This is a genomic window from Streptomyces sp. NPDC059398 (assembly GCF_042751845.1).
In the GTDB taxonomy this organism is placed as follows: Bacteria; Actinomycetota; Actinomycetes; order Streptomycetales; family Streptomycetaceae; genus Streptomyces.
In genome coordinates this window covers 65975-86524 of the sequence record NZ_JBHYWP010000003.1, presented here as the reverse complement: position 1 = coordinate 86524, position 20550 = coordinate 65975, and the positions used below count along the sequence as shown (strand labels likewise).

The 20550-nt window shown below is 69.7% G+C and carries 19 protein-coding genes, 1 pseudogene and 1 riboswitch; of the genes and pseudogenes, 9 read left to right on the top strand and 11 right to left on the bottom strand.

The features are described from left to right. Nucleotides 1-25: 25 nt before the first annotated feature. The 5 genes from ACFXBC_RS02280 to ACFXBC_RS02260 form a co-directional block, all read right to left on the bottom strand. Nucleotides 26-1771, bottom strand: coding sequence for an ABC transporter substrate-binding protein (locus tag ACFXBC_RS02280; protein ID WP_385017631.1), 1746 nt, complete (start codon nucleotides 1769-1771; stop codon nucleotides 26-28). Nucleotides 1772-1817: 46 nt separating this feature from the next. Continuing rightward, nucleotides 1818-2816 carry an ABC transporter permease gene (locus ACFXBC_RS02275; RefSeq protein ID WP_385017628.1) on the bottom strand — a complete coding sequence of 333 codons (999 nt, stop codon included), beginning with the start codon at nucleotides 2814-2816 and terminating at the stop codon, nucleotides 1818-1820. 338 nt (nucleotides 2817-3154) lie between these two features. Further along, entirely contained in the window at nucleotides 3155-3925 is a 771-nt protein-coding gene (locus ACFXBC_RS02270) for an enhanced serine sensitivity protein SseB C-terminal domain-containing protein (RefSeq protein WP_385017625.1), read from the bottom strand. A 301-nt stretch (nucleotides 3926-4226) separates the two neighbouring features. Then, on the bottom strand, nucleotides 4227-4976 hold the full coding sequence (locus tag ACFXBC_RS02265) for an enhanced serine sensitivity protein SseB (RefSeq protein ID WP_385017623.1): 750 nt from the start codon (nucleotides 4974-4976) through the stop codon (nucleotides 4227-4229). Between the two features lie 98 nt (nucleotides 4977-5074). Further along, entirely contained in the window at nucleotides 5075-5836 is a 762-nt protein-coding gene (locus ACFXBC_RS02260) for an AAA family ATPase (protein WP_385017620.1), read from the bottom strand. A gap of 167 nt (nucleotides 5837-6003) precedes the next feature. Beyond that, nucleotides 6004-6099, top strand: a riboswitch (glycine riboswitch). Nucleotides 6100-6240: 141 nt separating this feature from the next. On the opposite strand from ACFXBC_RS02260, the gene gcvT reads away from it, so the two are divergent. The 8 genes and pseudogenes from gcvT (at nucleotide 6241) to lysA (ending at nucleotide 14002) form a co-directional block, all read left to right on the top strand. Beyond that, nucleotides 6241-7356, top strand: coding sequence for a glycine cleavage system aminomethyltransferase GcvT (gene gcvT, locus ACFXBC_RS02255; RefSeq protein ID WP_385017617.1), 1116 nt, complete (start codon nucleotides 6241-6243; stop codon nucleotides 7354-7356). A 67-nt stretch (nucleotides 7357-7423) separates the two neighbouring features. After that, nucleotides 7424-7804 carry a glycine cleavage system protein GcvH gene (gene gcvH, locus ACFXBC_RS02250; protein WP_385017614.1) on the top strand — a complete coding sequence of 127 codons (381 nt, stop codon included), beginning with the start codon at nucleotides 7424-7426 and terminating at the stop codon, nucleotides 7802-7804. A gap of 17 nt (nucleotides 7805-7821) precedes the next feature. Beyond that, nucleotides 7822-9084 (top strand): serine hydroxymethyltransferase, encoded by a 1263-nt coding sequence (gene glyA / locus ACFXBC_RS02245; RefSeq protein ID WP_385017611.1) that lies wholly within the window; start codon nucleotides 7822-7824, stop codon nucleotides 9082-9084. Between the two features lie 190 nt (nucleotides 9085-9274). Further along, on the top strand, nucleotides 9275-10642 hold the full coding sequence (locus tag ACFXBC_RS02240; protein ID WP_385017835.1) for an L-serine ammonia-lyase: 1368 nt from the start codon (nucleotides 9275-9277) through the stop codon (nucleotides 10640-10642). Between the two features lie 11 nt (nucleotides 10643-10653). Beyond that, nucleotides 10654-11307, top strand: coding sequence for a type IV toxin-antitoxin system AbiEi family antitoxin domain-containing protein (locus tag ACFXBC_RS02235; protein ID WP_385017833.1), 654 nt, complete (start codon nucleotides 10654-10656; stop codon nucleotides 11305-11307). 15 nt (nucleotides 11308-11322) lie between these two features. Next, nucleotides 11323-11888: pseudogene (locus ACFXBC_RS02230) on the top strand (nucleotidyl transferase AbiEii/AbiGii toxin family protein). 405 nt (nucleotides 11889-12293) lie between these two features. Further along, the gene (locus ACFXBC_RS02225) at nucleotides 12294-12668 is read left to right on the top strand and encodes an SAV_915 family protein (protein WP_385017608.1); all 375 of its coding nucleotides are present in this window, start codon (nucleotides 12294-12296) and stop codon (nucleotides 12666-12668) included. Next, entirely contained in the window at nucleotides 12665-14002 is a 1338-nt protein-coding gene (lysA, locus tag ACFXBC_RS02220; RefSeq protein ID WP_385017605.1) for a diaminopimelate decarboxylase, read from the top strand. Before ACFXBC_RS02225 ends, lysA begins: the two co-directional genes overlap by 4 nt. Before the next feature lie 102 nt (nucleotides 14003-14104). Here the strand turns inward: lysA and ACFXBC_RS02215 are convergent, their stop codons facing one another. From ACFXBC_RS02215 to ACFXBC_RS02190, 6 genes are all read right to left on the bottom strand, one after another. Then, on the bottom strand, nucleotides 14105-14896 hold the full coding sequence (locus ACFXBC_RS02215; RefSeq protein WP_385017602.1) for an ABC transporter permease: 792 nt from the start codon (nucleotides 14894-14896) through the stop codon (nucleotides 14105-14107). Then, complete coding sequence (locus tag ACFXBC_RS02210) at nucleotides 14893-15891, bottom strand: ATP-binding cassette domain-containing protein (protein WP_385017830.1); 999 nt, start codon at nucleotides 15889-15891, stop codon at nucleotides 14893-14895. Before ACFXBC_RS02210 ends, ACFXBC_RS02215 begins: the two co-directional genes overlap by 4 nt. 142 nt (nucleotides 15892-16033) lie before the next feature. Then, nucleotides 16034-16876: a DUF4097 domain-containing protein gene (locus tag ACFXBC_RS02205; RefSeq protein ID WP_385017599.1), complete on the bottom strand. Its 843-nt coding sequence runs from the start codon at nucleotides 16874-16876 to the stop codon at nucleotides 16034-16036. Between the two features lie 126 nt (nucleotides 16877-17002). Next, the gene (locus ACFXBC_RS02200) at nucleotides 17003-17518 is read right to left on the bottom strand and encodes a toxin-antitoxin system HicB family antitoxin (protein ID WP_385017596.1); all 516 of its coding nucleotides are present in this window, start codon (nucleotides 17516-17518) and stop codon (nucleotides 17003-17005) included. A 309-nt stretch (nucleotides 17519-17827) separates the two neighbouring features. Continuing rightward, nucleotides 17828-18226 carry a VOC family protein gene (locus tag ACFXBC_RS02195; RefSeq protein ID WP_385017593.1) on the bottom strand — a complete coding sequence of 133 codons (399 nt, stop codon included), beginning with the start codon at nucleotides 18224-18226 and terminating at the stop codon, nucleotides 17828-17830. A 98-nt stretch (nucleotides 18227-18324) separates the two neighbouring features. Next, a complete protein-coding gene (locus tag ACFXBC_RS02190; protein WP_385017590.1) occupies nucleotides 18325-18900 on the bottom strand; it encodes a TetR/AcrR family transcriptional regulator in 576 nt (191 codons plus the stop codon). 98 nt (nucleotides 18901-18998) lie between these two features. Here ACFXBC_RS02190 and ACFXBC_RS02185 point away from each other — a divergent pair, with 98 nt between their 5' ends. Then, nucleotides 18999-20540, top strand: a complete 1542-nt coding sequence (locus tag ACFXBC_RS02185; RefSeq protein ID WP_385017587.1) for an FAD-dependent monooxygenase — start codon at nucleotides 18999-19001, stop codon at nucleotides 20538-20540. Nucleotides 20541-20550 lie beyond the last annotated feature (10 nt).

Below are 20550 nucleotides of genomic sequence, written 5' to 3'. Positions count from 1 at the left end.
GGGTGCTGTCGATGAACAGGTGTTGTTACTTGGTCGAGGTCATCAGCACGTAGTCGTACATGCCGAGGTACGCCTGACTGACCGTTACGTTCGCCGCCGAGTCCGGGCGGTAGAGCAGGTTCTTGCGGTAGAAGAGCGGGACGAGCGAGGCGTTCTCCATCACCATCTGGTCGACCTGGCCCCAGGTGGCGTTGCGCTTCGCGTTGTCCAGCGTCCCGATGCCCTTGACGATCTCCGCGTTGATCTTCGGGTCGTCGAGCTCCATCAGGTTGGTGCCACCGGACGGCTTGATGGCCTTGCCGTCGACGATCTGGTCGATGTAGCCGAAGCCGGCCGGCCAGTCGGCGCCCCACGCCATCATCATCATTCCGGCGTTGTTCTTGTGGACCCAGTCCGGGACGCCCGCGAAGTCGGTGAAGTACTTGTCCGACGGGAACGTCTTGATGTCGGCGATGATGCCGATCTTCTTCAGGCTCTGCTGGAGCTGGGTGGCGCTGGTGACCTCGTCGGGACGGTCGGAGCGCGCGGTCAGCGTCGTCTTGAAGCCCTTGGGCTTACCGCACTTGGCCAGGTACTGCTTGGCCTTGGTCACGTCGCCCTTGTTGCCCGGGGTCGGGTACAGGTCGAACTTCTTGTAGCCCGAGACACCCGGCGGGATGACGGTCGTCGCCGGGTCGCCCCGGACCTCGCCGCCGATCGCGTCGACCATGTCTGCCTTGTCGGCGACGTACTGCACGGCCTTGCGGCAGTCGGCGTTGTTGAACGGCTTCACATGCACGTTCAGCGCGAGGTACTGCAGCGCGCCGGCGTACGGGTCGTCCGTCTTCGCCTTCTCGGTGGCCTTGGTGATGACCTTCGGCTGAGTCTTGGACTGCAGACCGGTACCGGCGATGTCAGCGGTGCTGGTGTCGTTGAGCAGGTGCTCGTCGACGGTCGTCGGCTGGACGTTGAAATTCAGGTTGATCTTGTCCGGCAGCGCCTTGCGGACCGGGTCGGTCTTCGGGTCCCACTGCGGGTTGCGGACCAGCGTCGCGCCGCGGCTCTCGCTGTACGAGGCGAACTTGTACGGGCCCGACGACACGATGTGCTGGACGTACGAGGCGCCCTTGTCGGCCTTCTGCGGCACCGGAGCGGTCTGCGAGAAGGACGCGAGGTAGTCCATGTCCGCGAACGGCTTGCTCAGGTGGAAGACGATCGTGGAGTCGTCCGGCGTCTCGATGGACTTGAGACCGTCGGCCGACTTGTCCTTGTAGGGACCCTTGTACTTGTCGCCGTCCTTGAGGTACGTGCTGAAGTACGTGGGCCCGTTGGACAGCGCCTCACGGGCGAAGGTCCGCTCGATGGCGTACTTGACGTCCTTCGAGGTGATCACGGTGCCGTCCTGGAACTTCACGCCCTTGCGGAGGTGGTACGTCCAGGTCTTGGCGTCCGGGGACGCCTTGCCCAGGCTGGTCGCCAGGTCGGGCACGATCTTGAGCCCGTCCTTGCCCGGAGCCGGGTTGAAGGTCACCAGCGCACGCGCGTAGAGGCGGGAGAAGTTCTGCACCCAGCCGTAGTACGTGTTGCCGGGGTCCAGGGAGTCGGCGGCACTTGAGTGCTCGTAGGTGACCGTCCCTCCCTTCTTGCTGGTCTTGTTGACGATGCTGGTCAGAGCTGCGTCTGCCTTGCCATGGCTGCCCCCGCCGCCACTGTCACTGCTCCCGCAAGCGGTGGCAGCGAGCCCCAGCGCTACCGTCGCGGCTATCGCCGCTGCCGTCTTCCTGCTCTTCATGCTGAGGAAAGCCCCCTCGGTTGTCCGGTGTGCGGCACGGCCGCGATTACTTGCCACGGGGGTCGAGTGCGTCACGCAGCCCGTCCCCCAGCAGATTGAAGGCCAGCACGGTGATGAAGATCGCCAGGCCGGGAATGACCATGAACATCGGGTCGACCTGGTAGAGGTCGACCGCGGTGGACAACATGCCGCCCCAGGAGGCCTGCGGCGGCTGGATGCCCACGCCGAGGAAGCTCAGGGACGCCTCGAAGAGGATGTTGGTGGGGATCAGCAGCGTCGAGTAGACGAGGATCGGCGCGACCAGGTTCGGGAGCAGCTCGCGCAGGAGGATGAAGGGCCCGCGGGCCCCCAGCGAGCGGGCGGCCTCGACGAACTCCCGTTCACGCAGGCTGAGCGTCTGCGCGCGGACGATGCGGCCCATGTAGGGCCAGTTGAAGAATCCGATCACGAAGATCAGCACGCAGATACGGAGCGTCAGACCGCTGAGGCCGAACGCGTTGCCCTGCAGCGATGCGGAGATGGAGATCGCGAACAGCAGCAGCGGGAACGCCAGGAAGGTGTCCATCAGACGGCTGATGCCGCTGTCCACCCAGCCGCCGTAGAAGCCGGCCACCACGCCCATCACGACACCGATGACCACCGAGAGGAGCGTCGACCCGGCGGCGACCACCAGGGAGACCCAGGAGCCCTCGATGATGCGCGCCAGGATGTCCCGGCCGGTCTGCGGCTCCACACCCAGCGGGTGGCTCCAACTGATGCCGCCGAAGCTGCCCTTGGGCCCCAGCAGAGCCGGGTCCACCAGATTCTGGTGGAAGCCGTTGGGGTCGAGCCCGAACATCGCCTGGATCGGCTTGGAGAGGAGGGCGACCAGCACCAGCAGGATCACGACGACCCCGCCGGCCATGGCGACCTTGTCCCGCTTGAAACGCGTCCAGGCGATCCGGCCGAGCGAACGGCCCTCGATCTGGCTCTGCGTGGCCCCCGTGAGTACTGCCTCCGGCTGCGCTTCGGCAGTCGACCCGGTGGTCTCGATCGGTGCGGTCACAGTGCCTTTGACCCCTCCCGGCCGGCGGTGGCCGGCCCGTACCTGCCGCGGTGGCGGCTGCTGTGCATCTAGCGCATCGGGTGATGCCACTGTGCTGAAGTGACGGAATGTGTTCATGGCACGTCGCAACAAGGGCACGACGATGCTCGATGCAGGGAGTCTTCATTGCGGTTGCGATCACCCGCCAGACCTGAAGGTGAATGTATGCGCAACCGTGATGCGGTTAATGGACTTCCGTTATCCGGACGTCAGGACCGGCTGAGCGGAAACTTTCCTCACCAATGGGCCAGTTCGGACATCGCACCCAACAACCGCTGTTGACGGCCCAATTGGGACACTCAGCCTACCGGCGGGTATCCGTATCCCGCCGCGGGAGAGGAGGCCGCGTGGGCCTCACGGTCGTAGAAGGGGCGGCAGTTGGCCCGCAGCCACATCCCGACCGGGTCGTACGCGTCGGAGAGCGCCACGGTCGACACCGGCAGCCCCTCCGGAACCGCGGCGATCGACTGCTGCATCATCGCCCGCACCGAATCCACGGACTGCTGGCTGGTGTCGTACAGATCGAGCCCGATGGCCAGATACGGGGTGCCGAGCGCGGGCTGCACCCAGGCCCGGCTCAATGAGCGGATCGCCGGGGTGTGGTGGGCGCTCTGGGTGAGCAGCGCGTAGAACTGCGGGATCTCGATGGCCGGTTCGGAGAGCCGCAGCGGTCCGGCGGGCATCCGGTCCAGACCGGTGGCGATACGGCGCAGGTCGGTCCAGGGGATGCCGACACCGCCGCCGGGGGCATGCGGATTGAGCCAGATTCCCCAGTGGTCCGGGTAGAGGGAGCGCGCGATGTCACGGCCGGTGACCACCTCGTGCGAACGGTTCCAGCCGGAGACCGCCAGCTCCTGCGCCGATGTCACACACGGGGCGTAACCGAGGCCTTCGATCTCCATGTTCCCGTACTGGGCGTCCGGCGACCCGGCCCGGCCGTTCCAGAGCAGCATCCAGACCTGGCTGTCGGCGAGCGCCTGCAGCAGTGCCTCATAGGCGTCGTACCGCCCGGGGGTCACCTGGAGCAGCATCTGCTCGACCTGCCCGGCCGTCGTGCCCGACGCGCTCACCCTGGGTCCCGCCCCTCTTCGATCCACCCGTTGACGTGCTTGTGCCATGCGCCGGGACGCGGCCCGCCCGGCGCGGTCCACACCGTTCGCCCGTGCGATTCCGGCCATCCGGCCGGCCGCTGGTCCGCCCGTCCGGTCGGCCGCACGATTCCGGCCAGTCCGCGGGCCGGCCGTCCCGTGCGTCCCACGCATCCGACCAGCTTAGGCTGCGGCGGGTTCGGTGCGCCTGCGCGGCACCGGACCGTCCGCTCCTCCCGTCCCGCGGTACCGGGCCCGCCGCAGCGGCCCCTCGGTACCGCCCCTACAGCACCGGCCCCTCCGCCCCGGCCCTGACGTAGAACGGCCTGACCTTCTCCAGCATCCAGTCGGCGACCGGGTCCTGCGCCACATCGAGGAGGACGAGATTGACCGGCCAGCTCACCTCGACCCGGTGCAGCGCCCGGCCGAGCGCGTCCATCGGGGCGTTGCGGCCCGCGCCGTCCCATGTCGCGAACTCGACCCCGACGAAGAGGACCGGGTCGCCGCCCTCGATGGAGGCGAGGGCCCGGCGGGCCGAGCGGACCACACCCGACTCCTCGAACTCGCCCGCGGCGGCGGAGAGGAAGTCGACCGGCTCCTCCTGCCAGTCCGGCTCGAAGAGCCGCACCCGGCCGCCGGTCGCGGGCCCGTCGAGGGGGGTCCGGCCGCTGCGGCAGAGTTCGGCCACCGCGGGCGGCGGCAGCGGCATGCCGATCGCACCGCCCGGGTTCACCACGAGACCCAGCTGCGGCGGCAGCCCCCGGGCGAACTCGACGGCGGGGGCCACCGCGAAGGAGTAGTGCGAGCCGACGCACTGGAGGAACTGCGCCTCCGAGCTGAAGACCGGCACATAGGCCCCGCCCTCGATCTCGACGGTGGGCAGGTCGAGTGAACTGCTCTCCTGCCCGCCGCCGTTGGGCAGCGGAACCCAGAGATTGCTGCGCCCCAGCACCTCGATCAGCCGGCCGCCCGCGCCGGGGTTCCCGACCGATGCGGTCAGGACCTCTTCGAGCTCATTTCCCGGCCATGCCATGTCCACCGAGGTATCCCCTTCTCACCTGTGCATCCGTGCACGCGTTCACCTGCCGACCGACCCTAACGGCCCCCGCCACGACAGACAGCTGAGCTCCTTCAATCCGCCGCCCCGAAGCGGATCGCGCGCAGCACGGCCGCAGCCTCCCGGTCGAGCAGCACGGCCGAACGGCAACCGGCGGGCAGCCGCGCCCGCTCGGCCGCCCGGACCAGCCCGGCGACCGCCCCGCGGTGCCGGGCGAAGGCGTACGCGGAGACCTTCCGGCCGCGCTCGGCCTGGCCGGCCAGCGCCATCGCGGGCGTCACGTCGAGCAGCAGCAGATGCAGGGCGCTGCCGCGCCGCCGCGCCGTGCGGGCCAGCAGGGCACGGACCCAGAAGTGCGTACCGCAGTCGTGCACGACGACACCGGCACCCGAGCGCAGGGCCCGCCACAGCCTGCCGTAGTGGGCGGCCCGCACCAGCGGCCGGTAGCTCCAGTACGGCAGCAGGCGCGGCAGCCGGCGCTCCCAGCGGTCCCGGGTGTCCTGCGAGTCGATTCCGTACGCCCCGGCGGCCCTGCGCAACAGCGTGGACTTGCCGCTGCCCGGCAGTCCGGACAGGACCACCACGTCCCCCGCGGCGAACACCAGGGCGTGCGGGCTGCGGCCGGTCCGCCGGCGCAGGTCCCGCACCGCGGGCGCGCGCCCGGATCCCGCCCGTCCACTCCGTACGGCCGGCCCGGCCACGGTCCGTGCGGGCCCCGGCCCCACCGTCCGCCCGGCCGCCTCCTGCCCGGATCCCGCCGGCCACCCGGCCCCGGCCCCCGGCCCGCCGGGCACCGTCTCCGGCGCCGGATCCGCACGCCGCTCCTGTCCCACCATGGCCGCTCCCCCTGTCGGGCCACCCCGTACGCCGCCTGCGCCTGCGCATGCCTGCGTCCTTGTGCATACCCCCGTCGGCGAAGTGTAAAGAAAGAGTAATGCGAGACCGGTGGGGCAACGATCGCCCGGCATGCGATGATGTGCGCGCCAACTCCATACAGGCCGTTCGAATCCGCGCGGGAGAGTTCCCGGTCACTGGCCGGGGCGCCGAAGGAGCAAGTCCCTCCCTTGTAATCTCTCAGGCCCCGTACCGCGCGGACGAGGCAGATCTGAAAAGCGGACCGCCCCGCGGTCCCACCCAAGGTGCAAGCCGCGCCCTCCCGACAGGCGCCGGCGAACCTCTCAGGTTCCGATGACAGATGGGGAGGATCGTCCTCGTCTGTCATGCCCCGGGAGTACCGCATATGAGCCCCACGCCCCGCCTCACCGCACTCGACGCCCTGCACCGTTCGCTGGGCGCGACCATGACCGACTTCGCGGGCTGGGACATGCCGCTGCGCTACGCCAGTGAGCGCGACGAGCACATCGCCGTACGGACCCGTGCCGGTCTCTTCGACCTCTCCCACATGGGCGAGATCACCGTCAGCGGCCCGGAGGCCGTGCGGCTGCTCGACCACGCGCTGGTCGGCAACATCTCCACCGTCGGCAACGGCCGCGCCCGCTACACCATGATCTGCCAGGAGGACGGCGGGATCCTGGACGACCTGATCGTCTACCGGCTGGGCGAGCAGGAGTACATGGTCGTCGCCAACGCGGGCAACGCACAGACCGTCCTGGACGCGCTGACCGCACGCGCGGGCGGTTTCGACGCCGTCGTACGGGACGACCGCGACGCCTACGCCCTGCTGGCCGTACAGGGCCCGGAATCCTCCGGCATCCTGAAGTCGCTCACCGACGCCGACCTGGACGGGCTGAAGTACTACGCCGGTCTGCCCGGCACCGTCGCCGGTATCCCTGCGCTCATCGCCAGGACCGGCTACACGGGCGAGGACGGTTTCGAGCTGTTCACCGCCCCGGCCGACGCCGAGAAGCTCTGGCAGGCCCTCACCGAAGCGGGCACCCCGGCCGGTCTCGTGCCCTGTGGTCTGTCCTGCCGCGACACCCTGCGCCTGGAGGCCGGCATGCCGCTGTACGGCCATGAGCTGACCACCGCGCTGACGCCCTTCGACGCCGGTCTCGGGCGGGTCGTCAAGTTCGAGAAGGAGGGCGACTTCGTCGGGCGCACCGCCCTGGAGGCCGCCGCCGAGCGCGCCGCTTCGGCCCCGCCGCGCAAGCTGGTCGGCCTGATCGCCGAGGGCCGCCGGGTCCCCCGCGCGGGCTACCAGGTCGTCGCGGACGGCCAGGTCGTCGGCGAGGTCACATCGGGCGCCCCGTCCCCGACGCTGGGCAGGCCGATCGCCATGGCGTACGTCGACGCGGCATACGCGGAGCCCGGCACGTCCGGTGTGGGCGTGGACATCCGCGGTACCCATGAGCCGTACGAGGTCGTGGCCCTCCCCTTCTACAAGCGCCAGAAGTGACCCACACCATCTCAGCCCGTAAGACCACTGTTCACCAGCACTCCCCCGCATCCAGGAGAATCAGGTCATGAGCAACCCCCAGCAGCTGCGTTACAGCAAGGAGCACGAGTGGCTGTCGGTCGCCGAGGACGGCGTCTCGACGGTCGGCATCACGGAGTTCGCGGCCAACGCGCTCGGTGACGTCGTCTACGCCCAGCTCCCTGAGGCCGGGTCCACGGTCACCGCGGGCGAGACCTGCGGCGAGCTGGAGTCGACCAAGTCGGTCAGCGATCTGTACGCCCCGGTCTCCGGTGAGATCACCGAGATCAACCAGGACGTCGTCGACGACCCGTCGCTGGTGAACACCGCCCCGTACGAGGGCGGCTGGCTGTTCAAGGTGCGCGTCACCGGCGAGCCGGACGACCTGCTCTCCGCCGACGAGTACGCCGCTCTCTCCGCCGGCAACTAGGGACCTAGGGACTATTGATGTCACTTCTTGATTCCTCCCTCCACGAGCTCGACCCGGACGTCGCCGCCGCTGTCGACGCCGAGCTGGTCCGCCAGCAGTCCACCCTCGAAATGATCGCCTCGGAGAACTTCGCTCCGGTCGCGGTCATGGAGGCCCAGGGCTCCGTCCTCACCAACAAGTACGCCGAGGGCTACCCGGGCCGCCGCTACTACGGCGGCTGTGAGCACGTCGACGTGGTCGAGACGATCGCGATCGACCGTGTGAAGGCGCTCTTCGGCGCCGAGCACGCGAACGTCCAGCCGCACTCGGGCGCCCAGGCGAACGCGGCCGCGATGTTCGCGCTGCTCAAGCCCGGTGACACGATCATGGGCCTGAACCTCGCGCACGGCGGTCACCTGACCCACGGCATGAAGATCAACTTCTCCGGCAAGCTCTACAACGTGGTCGCGTACCACGTCGACGAGGAGACCGGCCAGGTCGACATGGCCGAGGTCGCCCGCCTCGCCAAGGAGACCCAGCCGAAGCTGATCGTGGCCGGCTGGTCCGCCTACCCGCGCCAGCTGGACTTCGCCGCGTTCCGCGAGATCGCCGACGAGGTCGGCGCGTATCTGATGGTCGACATGGCGCACTTCGCCGGCCTGGTGGCCGCGGGTCTGCACCCGTCGCCCGTCCCGCACGCGCATGTCGTCACCACGACCACGCACAAGACGCTGGGCGGCCCGCGCGGTGGTGTGATCCTCTCCACCGCCGAGCTCGCCAAGAAGATCAACTCGGCGGTCTTCCCCGGTCAGCAGGGCGGCCCGCTGGAGCATGTGATCGCGGCGAAGGCGGTCGCCTTCAAGGTGGCGGCGACGGACGACTTCAAGGAGCGCCAGCAGCGCACCCTGGACGGCTCCCGCATCCTGGCCGAGCGTCTGGTGCAGGCCGATGTCACCGAGCACGGTGTCTCGGTCCTCTCCGGCGGCACCGATGTGCATCTGGTCCTGGTGGACCTGCGCAACTCGGAGCTCGACGGCCAGCAGGCCGAGGACCGTCTCCACGAGATCGGCATCACGGTCAACCGCAACGCCGTCCCGAACGACCCGCGCCCCCCGATGGTCACATCGGGGCTGCGGATCGGCACTCCGGCCCTGGCCACCCGTGGTTTCCAGGCCGAGGACTTCTCCGAGGTCGCGGACATCATCGCGTCCGCGCTGAAGCCTGCCTACGACCGGGAGGCGCTGGCCGCCCGGGTCTCCGCGCTGGCCGGGAAGTTCCCGCTCTACCCCGGGCTGAAGTAGGCCCGGACCCGTACGGTTGCAGGACCGGTCGGTCCGGATCAGTACGGTTTTGTACGAACCACGGGGCACCCCGCACACTGGTCGGTGAGCGGGGTGCCCCGCACCACGTACGCACTTGCTCACCGCTGTACCGCGCTTTCTCTGCACCACCCCGGCAGACAACGGCGTCTACCTCACCAAGGAGTTCCCTGTGGCCATATCGGTCTTCGACCTCTTCTCGGTCGGCATCGGTCCGTCCAGCTCCCACACGGTGGGCCCGATGCGGGCCGCCCGGATGTTCGCCGCGCGGCTGAAGAACGAGGGTCTGCTGGCCCACACCGGCTCGGTCCGCGCCGAGCTCTTCGGTTCGCTGGGCGCAACGGGGCACGGACACGGAACCCCGAAGGCGGTACTCCTCGGCCTGGAGGGCGAGTCCCCGCGCACGGTCGATGTCGAGCACGCCGACGAGCGCATCGAGCAGATCCGCACCAGTGGCCGCATCAGCATCCTCGGCGCGCACGAGATCGGCTTCGACTACGACGCGGACCTGATCCTGCACCGGCGCAAGGCCCTGCCGTACCACGCGAACGGGATGACGGTCTTCGCGTACGACACCGAGGGCGCGCCGCTCCTGGAGAAGACGTACTACTCGGTGGGCGGCGGCTTCGTGGTGGACGAGGACGCCGTGGGCGAGGACCGCATCGTCCTGGACGACACCGTCCTGAAGCACCCTTTCCGTACCGGCGACGAGCTGCTGCGGCTGACCCGTGAGACCGGTCTCTCCATCTCCGCGCTGATGCTGGAGAACGAGAAGGCATGGCGCACGGAGGCGGAGATCCGTGCGGGGCTGCTGGACATCTGGGGCGTCATGCAGTCCTGTGTGGCCCGGGGGATGTCGCGCGAGGGCATACTCCCCGGCGGCCTCAAGGTCCGCCGCCGGGCGGCCAACTCGGCCCGCCAGCTGCGCGCCGAGGGCGACCCGCTGGCCCGCGCCATGGAGTGGATCACGCTCTACGCGATGGCCGTGAACGAGGAGAACGCGGCGGGCGGCCGCGTCGTGACCGCCCCCACGAACGGCGCGGCCGGCATCATCCCCGCCGTCCTGCACTACTACATCAACTTCGTCCCGGGCGCCGACGAGGAGGGCGTGGTCCGCTTCCTGCTCTCGGCGGGCGCCATCGGCATGCTCTTCAAGGAGAACGCCTCGATCTCGGGCGCCGAGGTCGGCTGCCAGGGCGAGGTCGGCTCCGCCTGCTCGATGGCGGCGGGCGCCCTGGCCGAGGTCCTGGGCGGCTCTCCCGAGCAGGTGGAGAACGCGGCGGAGATCGGCATGGAGCACAACCTGGGCCTGACCTGCGACCCGGTCGGCGGACTGGTCCAGATTCCGTGCATCGAGCGGAACGGCATGGCGGCGGTCAAGGCGGTCACGGCGGCCAAGATGGCGATGCGCGGCGACGGCAGCCACAAGGTCTCCCTGGACAAGGTCATCAAGACGATGAAGGACACCGGCGCCGACATGTCGGTCAAGTACAAGGAGACGGCCCGGGGAGGGCTCGCGGTGAACATCATCGAGTGCTGAGCAAGTAGGCCCTGACCAGCGCGTTCGTAGCGCTGTCAGGGCCTTCCCTGCTTACTTGGCGGAAAAACCCGCGCTTAGAGCAGCGGCTGGCCGGCCTCTCCCCCACATTCACCACAGCGCAGGCACGACAGGCCCTGCTCTCCCCTCGCGATCTGGCGCACTTGGCCACGGAGGGGGAGATAGACGAGCTGTCCCGTGGGGTGTACCGGCGGGCAGACGCCCCGGAGACGGCGCACGCGGATTTGCTGGCCGTGTGCGCACGGACCCATCGCGCCGTCGTGTGCGGTGAATCCGCCCTGGCCCTGCATGAACTGATCGACGACATCCCCGCAGCAGTACACATCGCCGTGCCGCGCGGTACACGCCGCCCGACGATTTCCTACCCGCCGACCGTGGTGGCGCAGTACGCCGCAAAGACCTTCGACCTCGGTATCGAACGGTTCGAAGCAGCCCCGGGAGAAACCATCCCCATGTACAGCCCAGCTCGCAGCGTCGTCGACGCAATGCGCCACCGCAGCCGCCTCGGCGAAACCCTCGCCCTGTCCGCGCTCGGCCGCTACCTGCGTCGAAGCGGGCGCGGCGGGATTAGCGAACTCCAGCACATCGCAAGCGAGTTGGACGCCCTCTCCGTCGTCCGCCCCGCCGTAGAGGCGGTGCTCGCCTGATGGTCAATCCCACCCGTGACCGTCCCCATCCGTGAGGAGGACGAGTACCACGGTCTACGCCTGTCGATGGCCGCCTCCATCCCCCGAGCACGACTCAAGCTCCAACTGGACATCAGCTTCGGCGACCCCGTCACCCCCGGCCCCCGGATCATCGAGTATCCGCAGCAACTCACGACGGACAGCTTCCAGATCCTCGGCTACCACTCGCCACCGTCATCGCCGAAAAACTCTCCACCGCCATCTCACTCGGCGACCTCAACACCCGCGACCGCGACTACGGCGACCTCTACCGCCTGCTCACCCTCAACGACCTGGACGGACAAGAACTCACCACAGCGCTGACCGCCACCGCCACACACCGCGGCATCACTCTCAAACCCCTCAGCACCACCATCACCGACCTCGGCGAGCGCCGCCAGACCTCCTACACCGCCTGGCGCCGTCGGCAAGGCACCGCCGCAACGAGCTACCCCGGAGGCTTCACGGACGTCACCCGGCAGGTCACCGCCTTCGCAGACACACTCCTCAACGGCGGTGCCGCCACCCTCACTTGGAGTGCGGCGACCCTCACGTGGTCATGAACCGGACCTGACTGACCGGCCAGGCTTTCGGGGCGAGCCCAGACCTACGCATGACGAGTGCGGGGCTCGCCGAAGCCGTCGCATTCCGCCCGAGCATCAACTGCCCAACCCCGCAGGCGTCTCACGCAGCAGGGATACGTGGTAATCAGCTCTCGACAAGAAGTCTCCAAAAAAAGTCCCTGACGTGACTCAAGGCAAGCCCGGGCATCGGCTCTGCCACCGGCTCCCGGTGGCCCGGCACGCAGGCCGTCAGCGATCCGTTACGACTCGGCCGTCCGGCGTCAGGGGCACATCATGAGACGGCGACCGGTGCGCGGGCGGGGCATAGCTTCGGTGTCACGTCCCGGGCTGCCTCCCCGCACCCGGGATGCCACCCGCTCCTCGTGGTTTCTCCGGGAGGTTCCCATGTGCCTGCGCTCCTACGACGACGATCCTGAACCCGAGGAACAGGTCCCGGCCGGGCCGTTGTACGTACCGGTCCTGCCGGGGCCCGCGCGCGCCGCGCTCCGTCTCTTCCGTACCCCGCTGGGCGTACGTACCACCGTTGCCTTCACCGAGGCGGCGATGGTCACCGCAGTGCTGGGCGAGGGCCAGGCGTGGATCGTGCTCTCCGAGCCCGCACTGCGTGCGATGGCCGAACCGCTCGGCGTGACACGGATGACGCTCGATCCGATGCTGACCGCTCCGCCGGTACGGGCCGACGCCCCGGCCCGTACGGTCGCGGAGCTCCGCGGGCCCGGACCTATGCCCACCCCGAGCGGAAGGAAGCTGGCCTCGTGACGACCACCCTCGCGTCCTCGCCCACGTCTGCGGCCGACGCCGATCTGTCGGTCTGGCCAGGCTCCACGACCCGGCTGCCGCACGGTGGTCTCGCGGTCGGTGGCGTCGATCTGGCCGAGATGGCCGAACGGTTCGGCACACCCACGTACGTCCTGGACAGGGGCGAGGTCCATGCGCGCTGCCGGGCCTACCGGGCTGCCTTTCCGCAGGCCGGCATCCTCTACGCCGCGAAGGCTTTCCTCTCCCGCGCGATGGTGCGCTGGATAGCGGCGGAGGGGCTCGGACTGGATGTCTGCTCGGCCGGAGAGCTCGAACTCGCTGTGACAGCCGGGTTTCCGGCCGGCCGGATCGTGCTGCACGGCAACGCCAAATCACCTCATGACCTCGCGGCCGCGCTACGGCTCGGAGTCGGGCGGATCGTCATCGACAATCCGTCGGAGATCGCGCAGCTGGCGGCAGCGGTGGGTCACGAGGGCCGTCAGAAGGTCATGGTCCGGGTCGTGCCGGGGGTGTCCGCCGGCGGGCATGTGAAGATCCGGACCGGAACGGACGACCAGAAGTTCGGCCTCTCCCTCACCGACGGACAGGCCCACCACGCGATCGCCCGTGTTCTCGGACAGCCCCAGCTCCAACTGACCGGCCTGCACTGCCATATCGGTTCGCAGCTCACCGATATCAAGCCGTACCTCGTGGCCGTGCGCCGCATGGTGGGGCTGATGGCCCGGGTGCGGGACACCCATGGGGTCGTCCTGCCCGAGCTGGACATGGGCGGCGGTCACGGCATCGCCTACCGGCCCGGAGAGGCCGCGCTGGACATCCCCGCGCTCTCCCGCAGACTGCGCGCCGAGCTGAGCGAGGGCTGCGCGGCCGCACGGCTGCCCGTGCCCCGTCTCCTCATCGAGCCCGGTCGCGCCGTGGTCGGCCCCGCGGGTGTGGCGCTCTACCGGGTGCTTTCGGTGAAGCGGACCGGTGAGCGGACGTTCGTCGCGGTGGACGGGGGCATGAGCGACAACCCCAGACCCGCGCTGTACGGCGTCCGCTACGCACCCAGGCTCATCGGGCGCCGCTCCACCGCCGGGACGCGCACGGCCACGGTGGTCGGCCGGCACTGCGAGGCGGGCGACATTCTCGCGGCCGACGTGGGTCTGCCGGGTGATATCCGGCCCGGTGACCTGCTCGCCGTACCGGTCGCCGGGGCCTACCAGCTGTCGATGGCATCCGGCTACAACCTCGTGGGCCGTCCGCCCGTGGTGGCGGTGGAGGACGGCCGGGCCAGGCTGCTCGTACGCCGGGAGACCCTGGCCGATTACCGCGCCCGCGATGTCGGTGCGTGAGCGGCCGGACTGCTGCGTTCAGGGCCGCCGCCCGGCCGGTCCCGGGGGTGGAAGAGCACCGGGGAGTGGGCCGTCACGGCGGTCGCTCCGGGGCCGTGGCGGTCACTTCGGGTCGCGGTTGAACTTCGAGGTGGACCAGAAGTAGCCGAGTACCGCGAGCGCCAGGCACCAGCCGACCGCGAGCCACCCGTTGTTGCCGATGTCGCCGCCGAGCAGCAGAGCCCGCAGCGTCTCGATGGCCGGCGTGAACGGCTGGTACCGGGCGACCGGCTGGAACCAGCCCGGCATCGCGTCGACCGGGACGAAGGCGCTGGAGAGCAGCGGCAGCAGGATCATCGGCATCGCGTTGTTGCTGGCGGCCTCGGCGTTCGGGCTGATCAGGCCCATGCCGACGGCGACCCAGGTGAGGGCCATGGCGAAGAGCACGAGCAGCCCGAAGGCCGCCAGCCACTCCAGGACGCCGGCGTCCCTGGACCGGAAGCCGATGGCCACGGCGACGGCGCCCACCAGGGCCACGCTCATGACCGCCTGCAGCACGCTGCCGACGACATGGCCGACGAGCACCGAACCGCGGTGGATCGCCATGGTGCGGAAGCGGGCGATGATGCCCTCGGTCATGTCGTTGGAGACGGACACCGCGGTCCCGACCACGGTGCCGCCGATGGTCATCAGCAGGATGCCCGGGACGATGTACGCGATGTACGCGGAGCGGTCCGCACCGCCGCCGCCGATGCCCGCGCTCATCACATCGCCGAAGAGGTAGACGAAGAGCAGCAGGAGCATGACCGGGGTGAGCAGCAGGTTCAGGGTCAGCGACGGATAGCGGCGCGCGTGCAGCAGATTGCGGCGCAGCATCGTGTGCGAGTCGCGTACGGCGAGGGAGAGGGCGCTCATCGGACAGCCTCCTTCGGCTGGTTGTTCTGGGCGGGCACGCTGGAGCCGGTGAGGGCGAAGAACACGTCGTCGAGATCGGGGGTGTGGACGCTCAGTTCGTCGGCCTCGACACCCAGCGAGTCCAGCTGGTCGAGGAGGGAGCGCAGTGCGCGCTGGCCGCCGTCGCTGGGGATCTGCAGCGACAGTGACTCGTCGTCCCGCGTGGCCTCGCGCAGGGCGACCGCGGCGGACCGGTAGGCGGCCGGGTCGGTGAAGCGGAGCCGGATGTGTCCGCCGGGGATGAGCCGCTTGAGCTCGTCGGCGGTGCCCTGCGCGGCGATCTTCCCGCCGTTGAGCACGGCGATGCGGTCGGCGAGTTCGTCGGCCTCGTCCAGGTACTGGGTGGTGAGGAAGACGGTGACGCCGCCGGAGACCAGTTCGCGAATGAGCCCCCACATGGCGTGCCGGCTGCGCGGGTCGAGACCGGTGGTCGGCTCGTCGAGGAAGATGATCCGCGGATCGCCGACCAGCGTCATGGCGATGTCGAGACGGCGCTTCATACCGCCCGAGTAGGTGGCGGCGGGCTTCTTCGCCGCCTCCACCAGGTCGAAGCGCTCCAGGAGTTCGGCGGCGGTCCGCCGTCCCTCCCGGCGCGGGAGGTGGTGCAGGTCCGCCATGAGGAGCATGTTCTCCTCGCCGGTGATCAGACCGTCGACGGCGGAGAACTGCCCGGTGACACCGATCGCGGCGCGCACGGCCTGCGGGGCGGCGGCCAGATCGTGGCCGTTGACCCGGATGGCACCGGAGCCGGGGCCGGCGGAGATGAGCGTGGAGAGGATCTGGACGACGGTGGTCTTGCCGGCGCCGTTCGGGCCGAGCAATGCGAAGACGGTGCCGGCCGGGATGCGCAGGTCGATCCCGTCGAGGACGAGCTTGTCGCCGTAGGACTTGCGCAGACCGACGGCGGATACGGCTTCGGGCGGTTCCTGGCCCTGGACGTATCCGGGCATGGGCATGACAGACGAAGGCATGAAGCCCTCCCTTTCGAAGGCTTGCGGGGCTGGGCGTGAGCGAGCGGGTGCGGGCCAGTGCGGGTGGGCGAGCGCGCGTGGGCCAGTGGGCGTGGGCCAGTGGGCGTGGGCCAGTGGGCGGCCGGGGTCAGACCCTGGCGCGGTGGATGTCGATGTTCCCGTAACGCGTACGGGCGTGGACCTCGACCGTGTCCTCGGACTCCCCCGGGCTCTCGGACGCGGCGAGCGTGCTGCGCACCTGTCCATGACCGGAGTTGACGTCGAGCCAGGCGGCGGTGCCTTCGCGTACGCCCAGGTCGATGGCGCCGTAGGAGGTCTCCAGCCGGACGGATCCGCGGCTGACCTCGGCGACGCGCAGGGTGCCGTTGGCCGTGGTGGCGACGACCGAACCCTCGGCGCGCGCGATGTCGATGTCGCCGTTGGCACCACTCACCCGCAGGTCACCGGTGGCGACGCCGACGGTCGTGGTGCCGTGCGAGTTCTTCAGGACGGCGGGCCCGTCGACGGTGCCGACACGCATGCCGCCGAAGCTGCTGGTGATCTCGGCCGCGCCCTGGACCCGATCCACGGTGATCGAGCCGTGGGAGGCGGTGAGTTGGAGCGGCCCGGTCGCGTCGAGGCGGACGTCACCGCCCGAGGTCTTCACACGGACCTCGCCGAGCCGTCCCTCACCGAGCACCTGGGTCCAGGAGCCGGTCGCCTCGATGCGCGAGCCCGTGGGCAGTCCGACCGTCACGTCAACGACGCCGGAGGGCCCGATCATGCGACGCTCCTTCGTCCTGACGGTCAGGACGCCGCCGGCGTAAGTGACCTCGGTCTGCTCGGCGGCCCGCACGTCCTTGTCGCGCTTCGGGTCGCGGGGCTGCACCTCGACGACAGTGTCGGGGCGGTCATCCGCGGCGAAGTGGATGGAACCGGCGCCCACGTGGGCGGTGACCGAAATCGGTTCGGGAGTACTGAAAGAAGGCATAGCTGTCCCGTCCTCTTGGGTATGCGTGGCGTCCCCGCTGGTGGGACGTGGTGTGGTGGGTGACGCTGGTGGGCGTGGCGGTGCGTGTGACGTGATGTGCGTGACGTGGCGCGGGCGGGCCTCTGGCTAGCGCACCCAGCCCGTGTAGCCCTGCCCGATGGTCCGGGTCTTCTCCGTCGTACGCGGCCGGTTACCGCCGTCGACCGCGGCCGAAACGGCGCGCACCAGCCATGCGTTGACCGACAGCCCCTCGCCGGCCGCGGCCTCCTCGGCGCGGGCCTTGAGGTGGGCCGGCAGGCGCAGGTTGACACGGGCGGTGCCACCCTCGTCGCCGTCGGGCGCGGACGTGGTCCTGAGCGACTCGACGGGCGTGACCGGCTCCGCGGGGGCGCCGCCGGCCGGCGGCAGCGTCACCACGAAGTCGGGGTCGAGCCCGCGCAGCCGTACGTCGACCGAGCCGGGAGCGAGGTCACGGGTGATCTCGCCCATCGCGGCGGAGAGCACGTTGAGCAGGGTCAGCCGGGTCGCCGACTCCAAGGGCGCGGTGAGCCTGTCGGCCAGCTCACGGGCTTCGTCGCCGCCGGCTTCGGCGGCCACCGCGAGTTCACGGCGGAGGGTGTCGACATACGGGGTGAGGTCCATGACGTCATCATGGCACCACATTGGCGCCACTCGCAAGCGCGCATGGCGCCTTTCCGGGAACTGAAGCGCGAAGGGCGCCCGTGAGCGGCGTAGATGCGCACAGATTGACTGGGAAAAACGTGGCGCAACCAATCCTCAGGAACTTCCAGAGAGAAAGGAATGGTGCGGATGGCGCTACCTGCGCCAGTTGGTGCCAGGCGGTGCCACCCTGCGCCATTGCACACACGGTGGCCATCGAAGCACTCACCGGAGCCCTCCGTCTGCCCCCGACCGGAGAACAGAGAACAGCAGAGCCCCTGACCCGTAGGGCTAGCTTCGCTGCGGCGCCAGGCTGCGCACGACGCAGAACTCATTGCCTTCGATATCCGCCATGACCACCCAGTTCCGGTCCGGCCCCTGGCCCACGTCGACCTTGGTGGCGCCGAGGCCGAGCAATCTGACCACCTCGTCCTCGGTGCTGCCGTCGACCGGGCTGATGTCGAGGTGCAGCCGGTTCTTGACGGCCCTGCCCTCGGGCACGTGGATGAACTGCAGGGTGGGCGGCATCTGGCGGGCCCGTATGCCCTCGACGGTCGGCACCCAGGAAGCGATCTCGACCTTGCCTTCGCGCCGGTCGATCACCTTGAAGTCAAGGACCGCGCACCAGAATGCGGCGAGCCGCTCCGGGTCACGGCAGTCAACGGTCAGCTCAGTGAACCTGCTTGTCATGACTCTCCCGGATAGACAGGTCTGCGCAGAAAGGTCGTTCGGGCCCCGAGGGGTACGACGCGTGGCCGGCCATCACCATCACCCTTCGCCGGCTTGCTTCATGACGGCTTGCCCATGCCGGCGAAGAGGGCGTGGACGACACGGTCGACGTACTCATGGGTCAGGGGTTCCTGGGTGATCAGGAATTGGAAATAGAGCGGGCCGGAGAGGATCGCCATGGCGAGGCTCAGGTCGAAGTCGGGCGACAACTGGCCTTGGTCCTGCGCCGCCTTCAACCGGGCGACGGTCAAGTCGGCCTGGACGGCGATCAAGCGCTCATTGAGCGCCGCGGCGATCTGGGGGTCGTACTGGGCCTCGCCGACCAGGGCCTGGTACAGCGGACCGAAGGGGGGATTGGCCAGCAGATCGACGGCCGCGTGGATCTGGGTGCGCAGGTCGGCGACGATGTCGCCTGTGTCGGGGTACTCCAGGCTGGCCTTGTGCAGTGAGAGGAGCGCGTCCAGGAGCAGAGCACCCTTGGACGGCCATCTGCGGTAGATCGTGTGTTTCCCCGCGCCGGCTCGGGCTGCGATCGCTTCGATGCTGAGTTTCGCGTAGCCGATCTCCTGACCCAGTTCCAGCGTGGTCCGCATGATGGCCTCGGTCCGGGCGGCTCCGCGCCGGGAGTCTGTCATGGCGCCACCCTAACGGCACGGCACGTGCCGCACTTGACGGGATGCCGAGCTGTGCAATTCTATCGGCACGACACGTGCCGTTCCAAAGGGGGGAGCGTATGGACACTGACGTGATCATCGTGGGATCCGGTCCCACCGGCCTGATGCTGGCGTGCGAACTGCGCCTGGCCGGGGTGCACCCCCTGGTGCTGGAGCGCCATCCGCATCGCCGGGACACCCCGAAGGCCGGTGGCCTCGGCGGGCAGATCCTGGAACTGCTGCGGTACCGGGGCCTGCTGGAGCGGTTCGAGGCCGCCTGCACCGGCCCCGTACCGGCCCCTCGGTTCCCGTTCGGCGGCGTCCATATCGACCTGACCCGGCTCGCCGACCCTCCGATGCACGCCCTGCCACTCCCGCAGCAGCAGCTCGAAAAGGTACTCGCCGAACGCGCCCGTGAGCTCGGAGTCGAGATCCGCCACGGGCACCAGGTGTCGGGAGTCGTCCAGGACACGGCGGCCGTGACCGCGGAGGTGCTCGGCCCGGACGGACCGTACCGGGTGACCGCCCGGTACCTGGCGGGCTGCGACGGCGCCCGCAGCCGGGTGCGGGACGCGGCGGGCATCGCCTTTCCCGGCACCACGTATCCGGAAGTCAACCGGCTGGCCCAGGTCACCCTGCCGGACACCGTGACCGTGCTCGGCAACGGGGATCTCGACGTCGCAGGCTTCGGCACGGTCAAGGGGGGCTCCACACGAACGGCCACCGGTCTTCTGGGCGTTGGCGCATCGCCCGAATCCCCCGTGGTCTCCCTCTACACCACCGAGGACGAGAGCGACGAGTACGACGACGACGTCCCGATGTCCGTGACCGAATTCCGGGACAGCCTCCGGCGCGTCCTGGGCGTGGGTCTTCCGCTGGCCGAAGCGGTCCGACTGCCGCGGTTCACCTTCAAGGCCCGGCACGCCGAGCGTTACCGGCAGGGGCGGATCCTGCTGGCCGGTGACGCGGCACACCTGTTCCCCGCGACCGGCGTCGCGATCAACGCCGGCATGCTCGACGCGGTCAACCTGGCCTGGAAGCCGGCCGCCGACATCCACGGCACGGCCCCCGACGGCCTGCTGGACACCTACCACGAGGAACGGCACTTCGCCGGCGCGCGCACCCTGCTCCACACCCGGGCCCAGGTGGCGCTGCGGCGCGGGACCGACCCGGCGGCCGAAGCGCTCCGCGAGCTCTTCCAGGAGCTGCTCGCCGACGAGCAGCCGCTGCGCCGCATGGGGGCGCTGGTCGCGGGCGCTGACATCCGCTACCCGGTGCCCGGACCGTCCGGGGACCACCCGTTGGCCGGAGCCTTCGCCCCCAACCTCACCCTCCACAGCGACCGCGGGGTGACCGGTGTCGGCGAACTCCTGTACACCGCACGGCCCCTGCTCCCGGACCTCGTCGACCGCGAGGGCCTCCGCCGGGCGGCCGGAGCCTGGCGGACCCGTGTCGACGTCTGCACCGCCAAGACCGAGGACCGCCCCGCGGACGCCCTCCTGATCCGGCCCGACGCACACATCGCCTGGGCCGCCGCCGTCGACGAATCCCCCGACAACGCCGTACCGGCGCTCCGCGAAGCGCTCGGCCGCTGGTTCGGCGCCGCCGAAGCGCGCGTCTGAAGCCCGCCCT

Bases quoted from the DNA above. Each gene is read 5' to 3' on its own strand.
- ACFXBC_RS02280 (WP_385017631.1), bottom strand. From the start codon at position 1,771: ATGAAGAGCAGGAAGACGGCAGCGGCGATAGCCGCGACGGTAGCGCTG.
- ACFXBC_RS02265 (WP_385017623.1), bottom strand. From the start codon at position 4,976: ATGGCATGGCCGGGAAATGAGCTCGAAGAGGTCCTGACCGCATCGGTC.
- ACFXBC_RS02260 (WP_385017620.1), bottom strand. From the start codon at position 5,836: ATGGTGGGACAGGAGCGGCGTGCGGATCCGGCGCCGGAGACGGTGCCC.
- gcvT (WP_385017617.1), top strand. From the start codon at position 6,241: ATGAGCCCCACGCCCCGCCTCACCGCACTCGACGCCCTGCACCGTTCG.
- gcvH (WP_385017614.1), top strand. From the start codon at position 7,424: ATGAGCAACCCCCAGCAGCTGCGTTACAGCAAGGAGCACGAGTGGCTG.
- glyA (WP_385017611.1), top strand. From the start codon at position 7,822: ATGTCACTTCTTGATTCCTCCCTCCACGAGCTCGACCCGGACGTCGCC.
- ACFXBC_RS02225 (WP_385017608.1), top strand. From the start codon at position 12,294: ATGTGCCTGCGCTCCTACGACGACGATCCTGAACCCGAGGAACAGGTC.
- ACFXBC_RS02215 (WP_385017602.1), bottom strand. From the start codon at position 14,896: ATGAGCGCCCTCTCCCTCGCCGTACGCGACTCGCACACGATGCTGCGC.
- ACFXBC_RS02210 (WP_385017830.1), bottom strand. From the start codon at position 15,891: ATGCCCATGCCCGGATACGTCCAGGGCCAGGAACCGCCCGAAGCCGTA.
- ACFXBC_RS02205 (WP_385017599.1), bottom strand. From the start codon at position 16,876: ATGCCTTCTTTCAGTACTCCCGAACCGATTTCGGTCACCGCCCACGTG.
- ACFXBC_RS02200 (WP_385017596.1), bottom strand. From the start codon at position 17,518: ATGGACCTCACCCCGTATGTCGACACCCTCCGCCGTGAACTCGCGGTG.
- ACFXBC_RS02195 (WP_385017593.1), bottom strand. From the start codon at position 18,226: ATGACAAGCAGGTTCACTGAGCTGACCGTTGACTGCCGTGACCCGGAG.
- ACFXBC_RS02190 (WP_385017590.1), bottom strand. From the start codon at position 18,900: ATGACAGACTCCCGGCGCGGAGCCGCCCGGACCGAGGCCATCATGCGG.
- ACFXBC_RS02185 (WP_385017587.1), top strand. From the start codon at position 18,999: ATGGACACTGACGTGATCATCGTGGGATCCGGTCCCACCGGCCTGATG.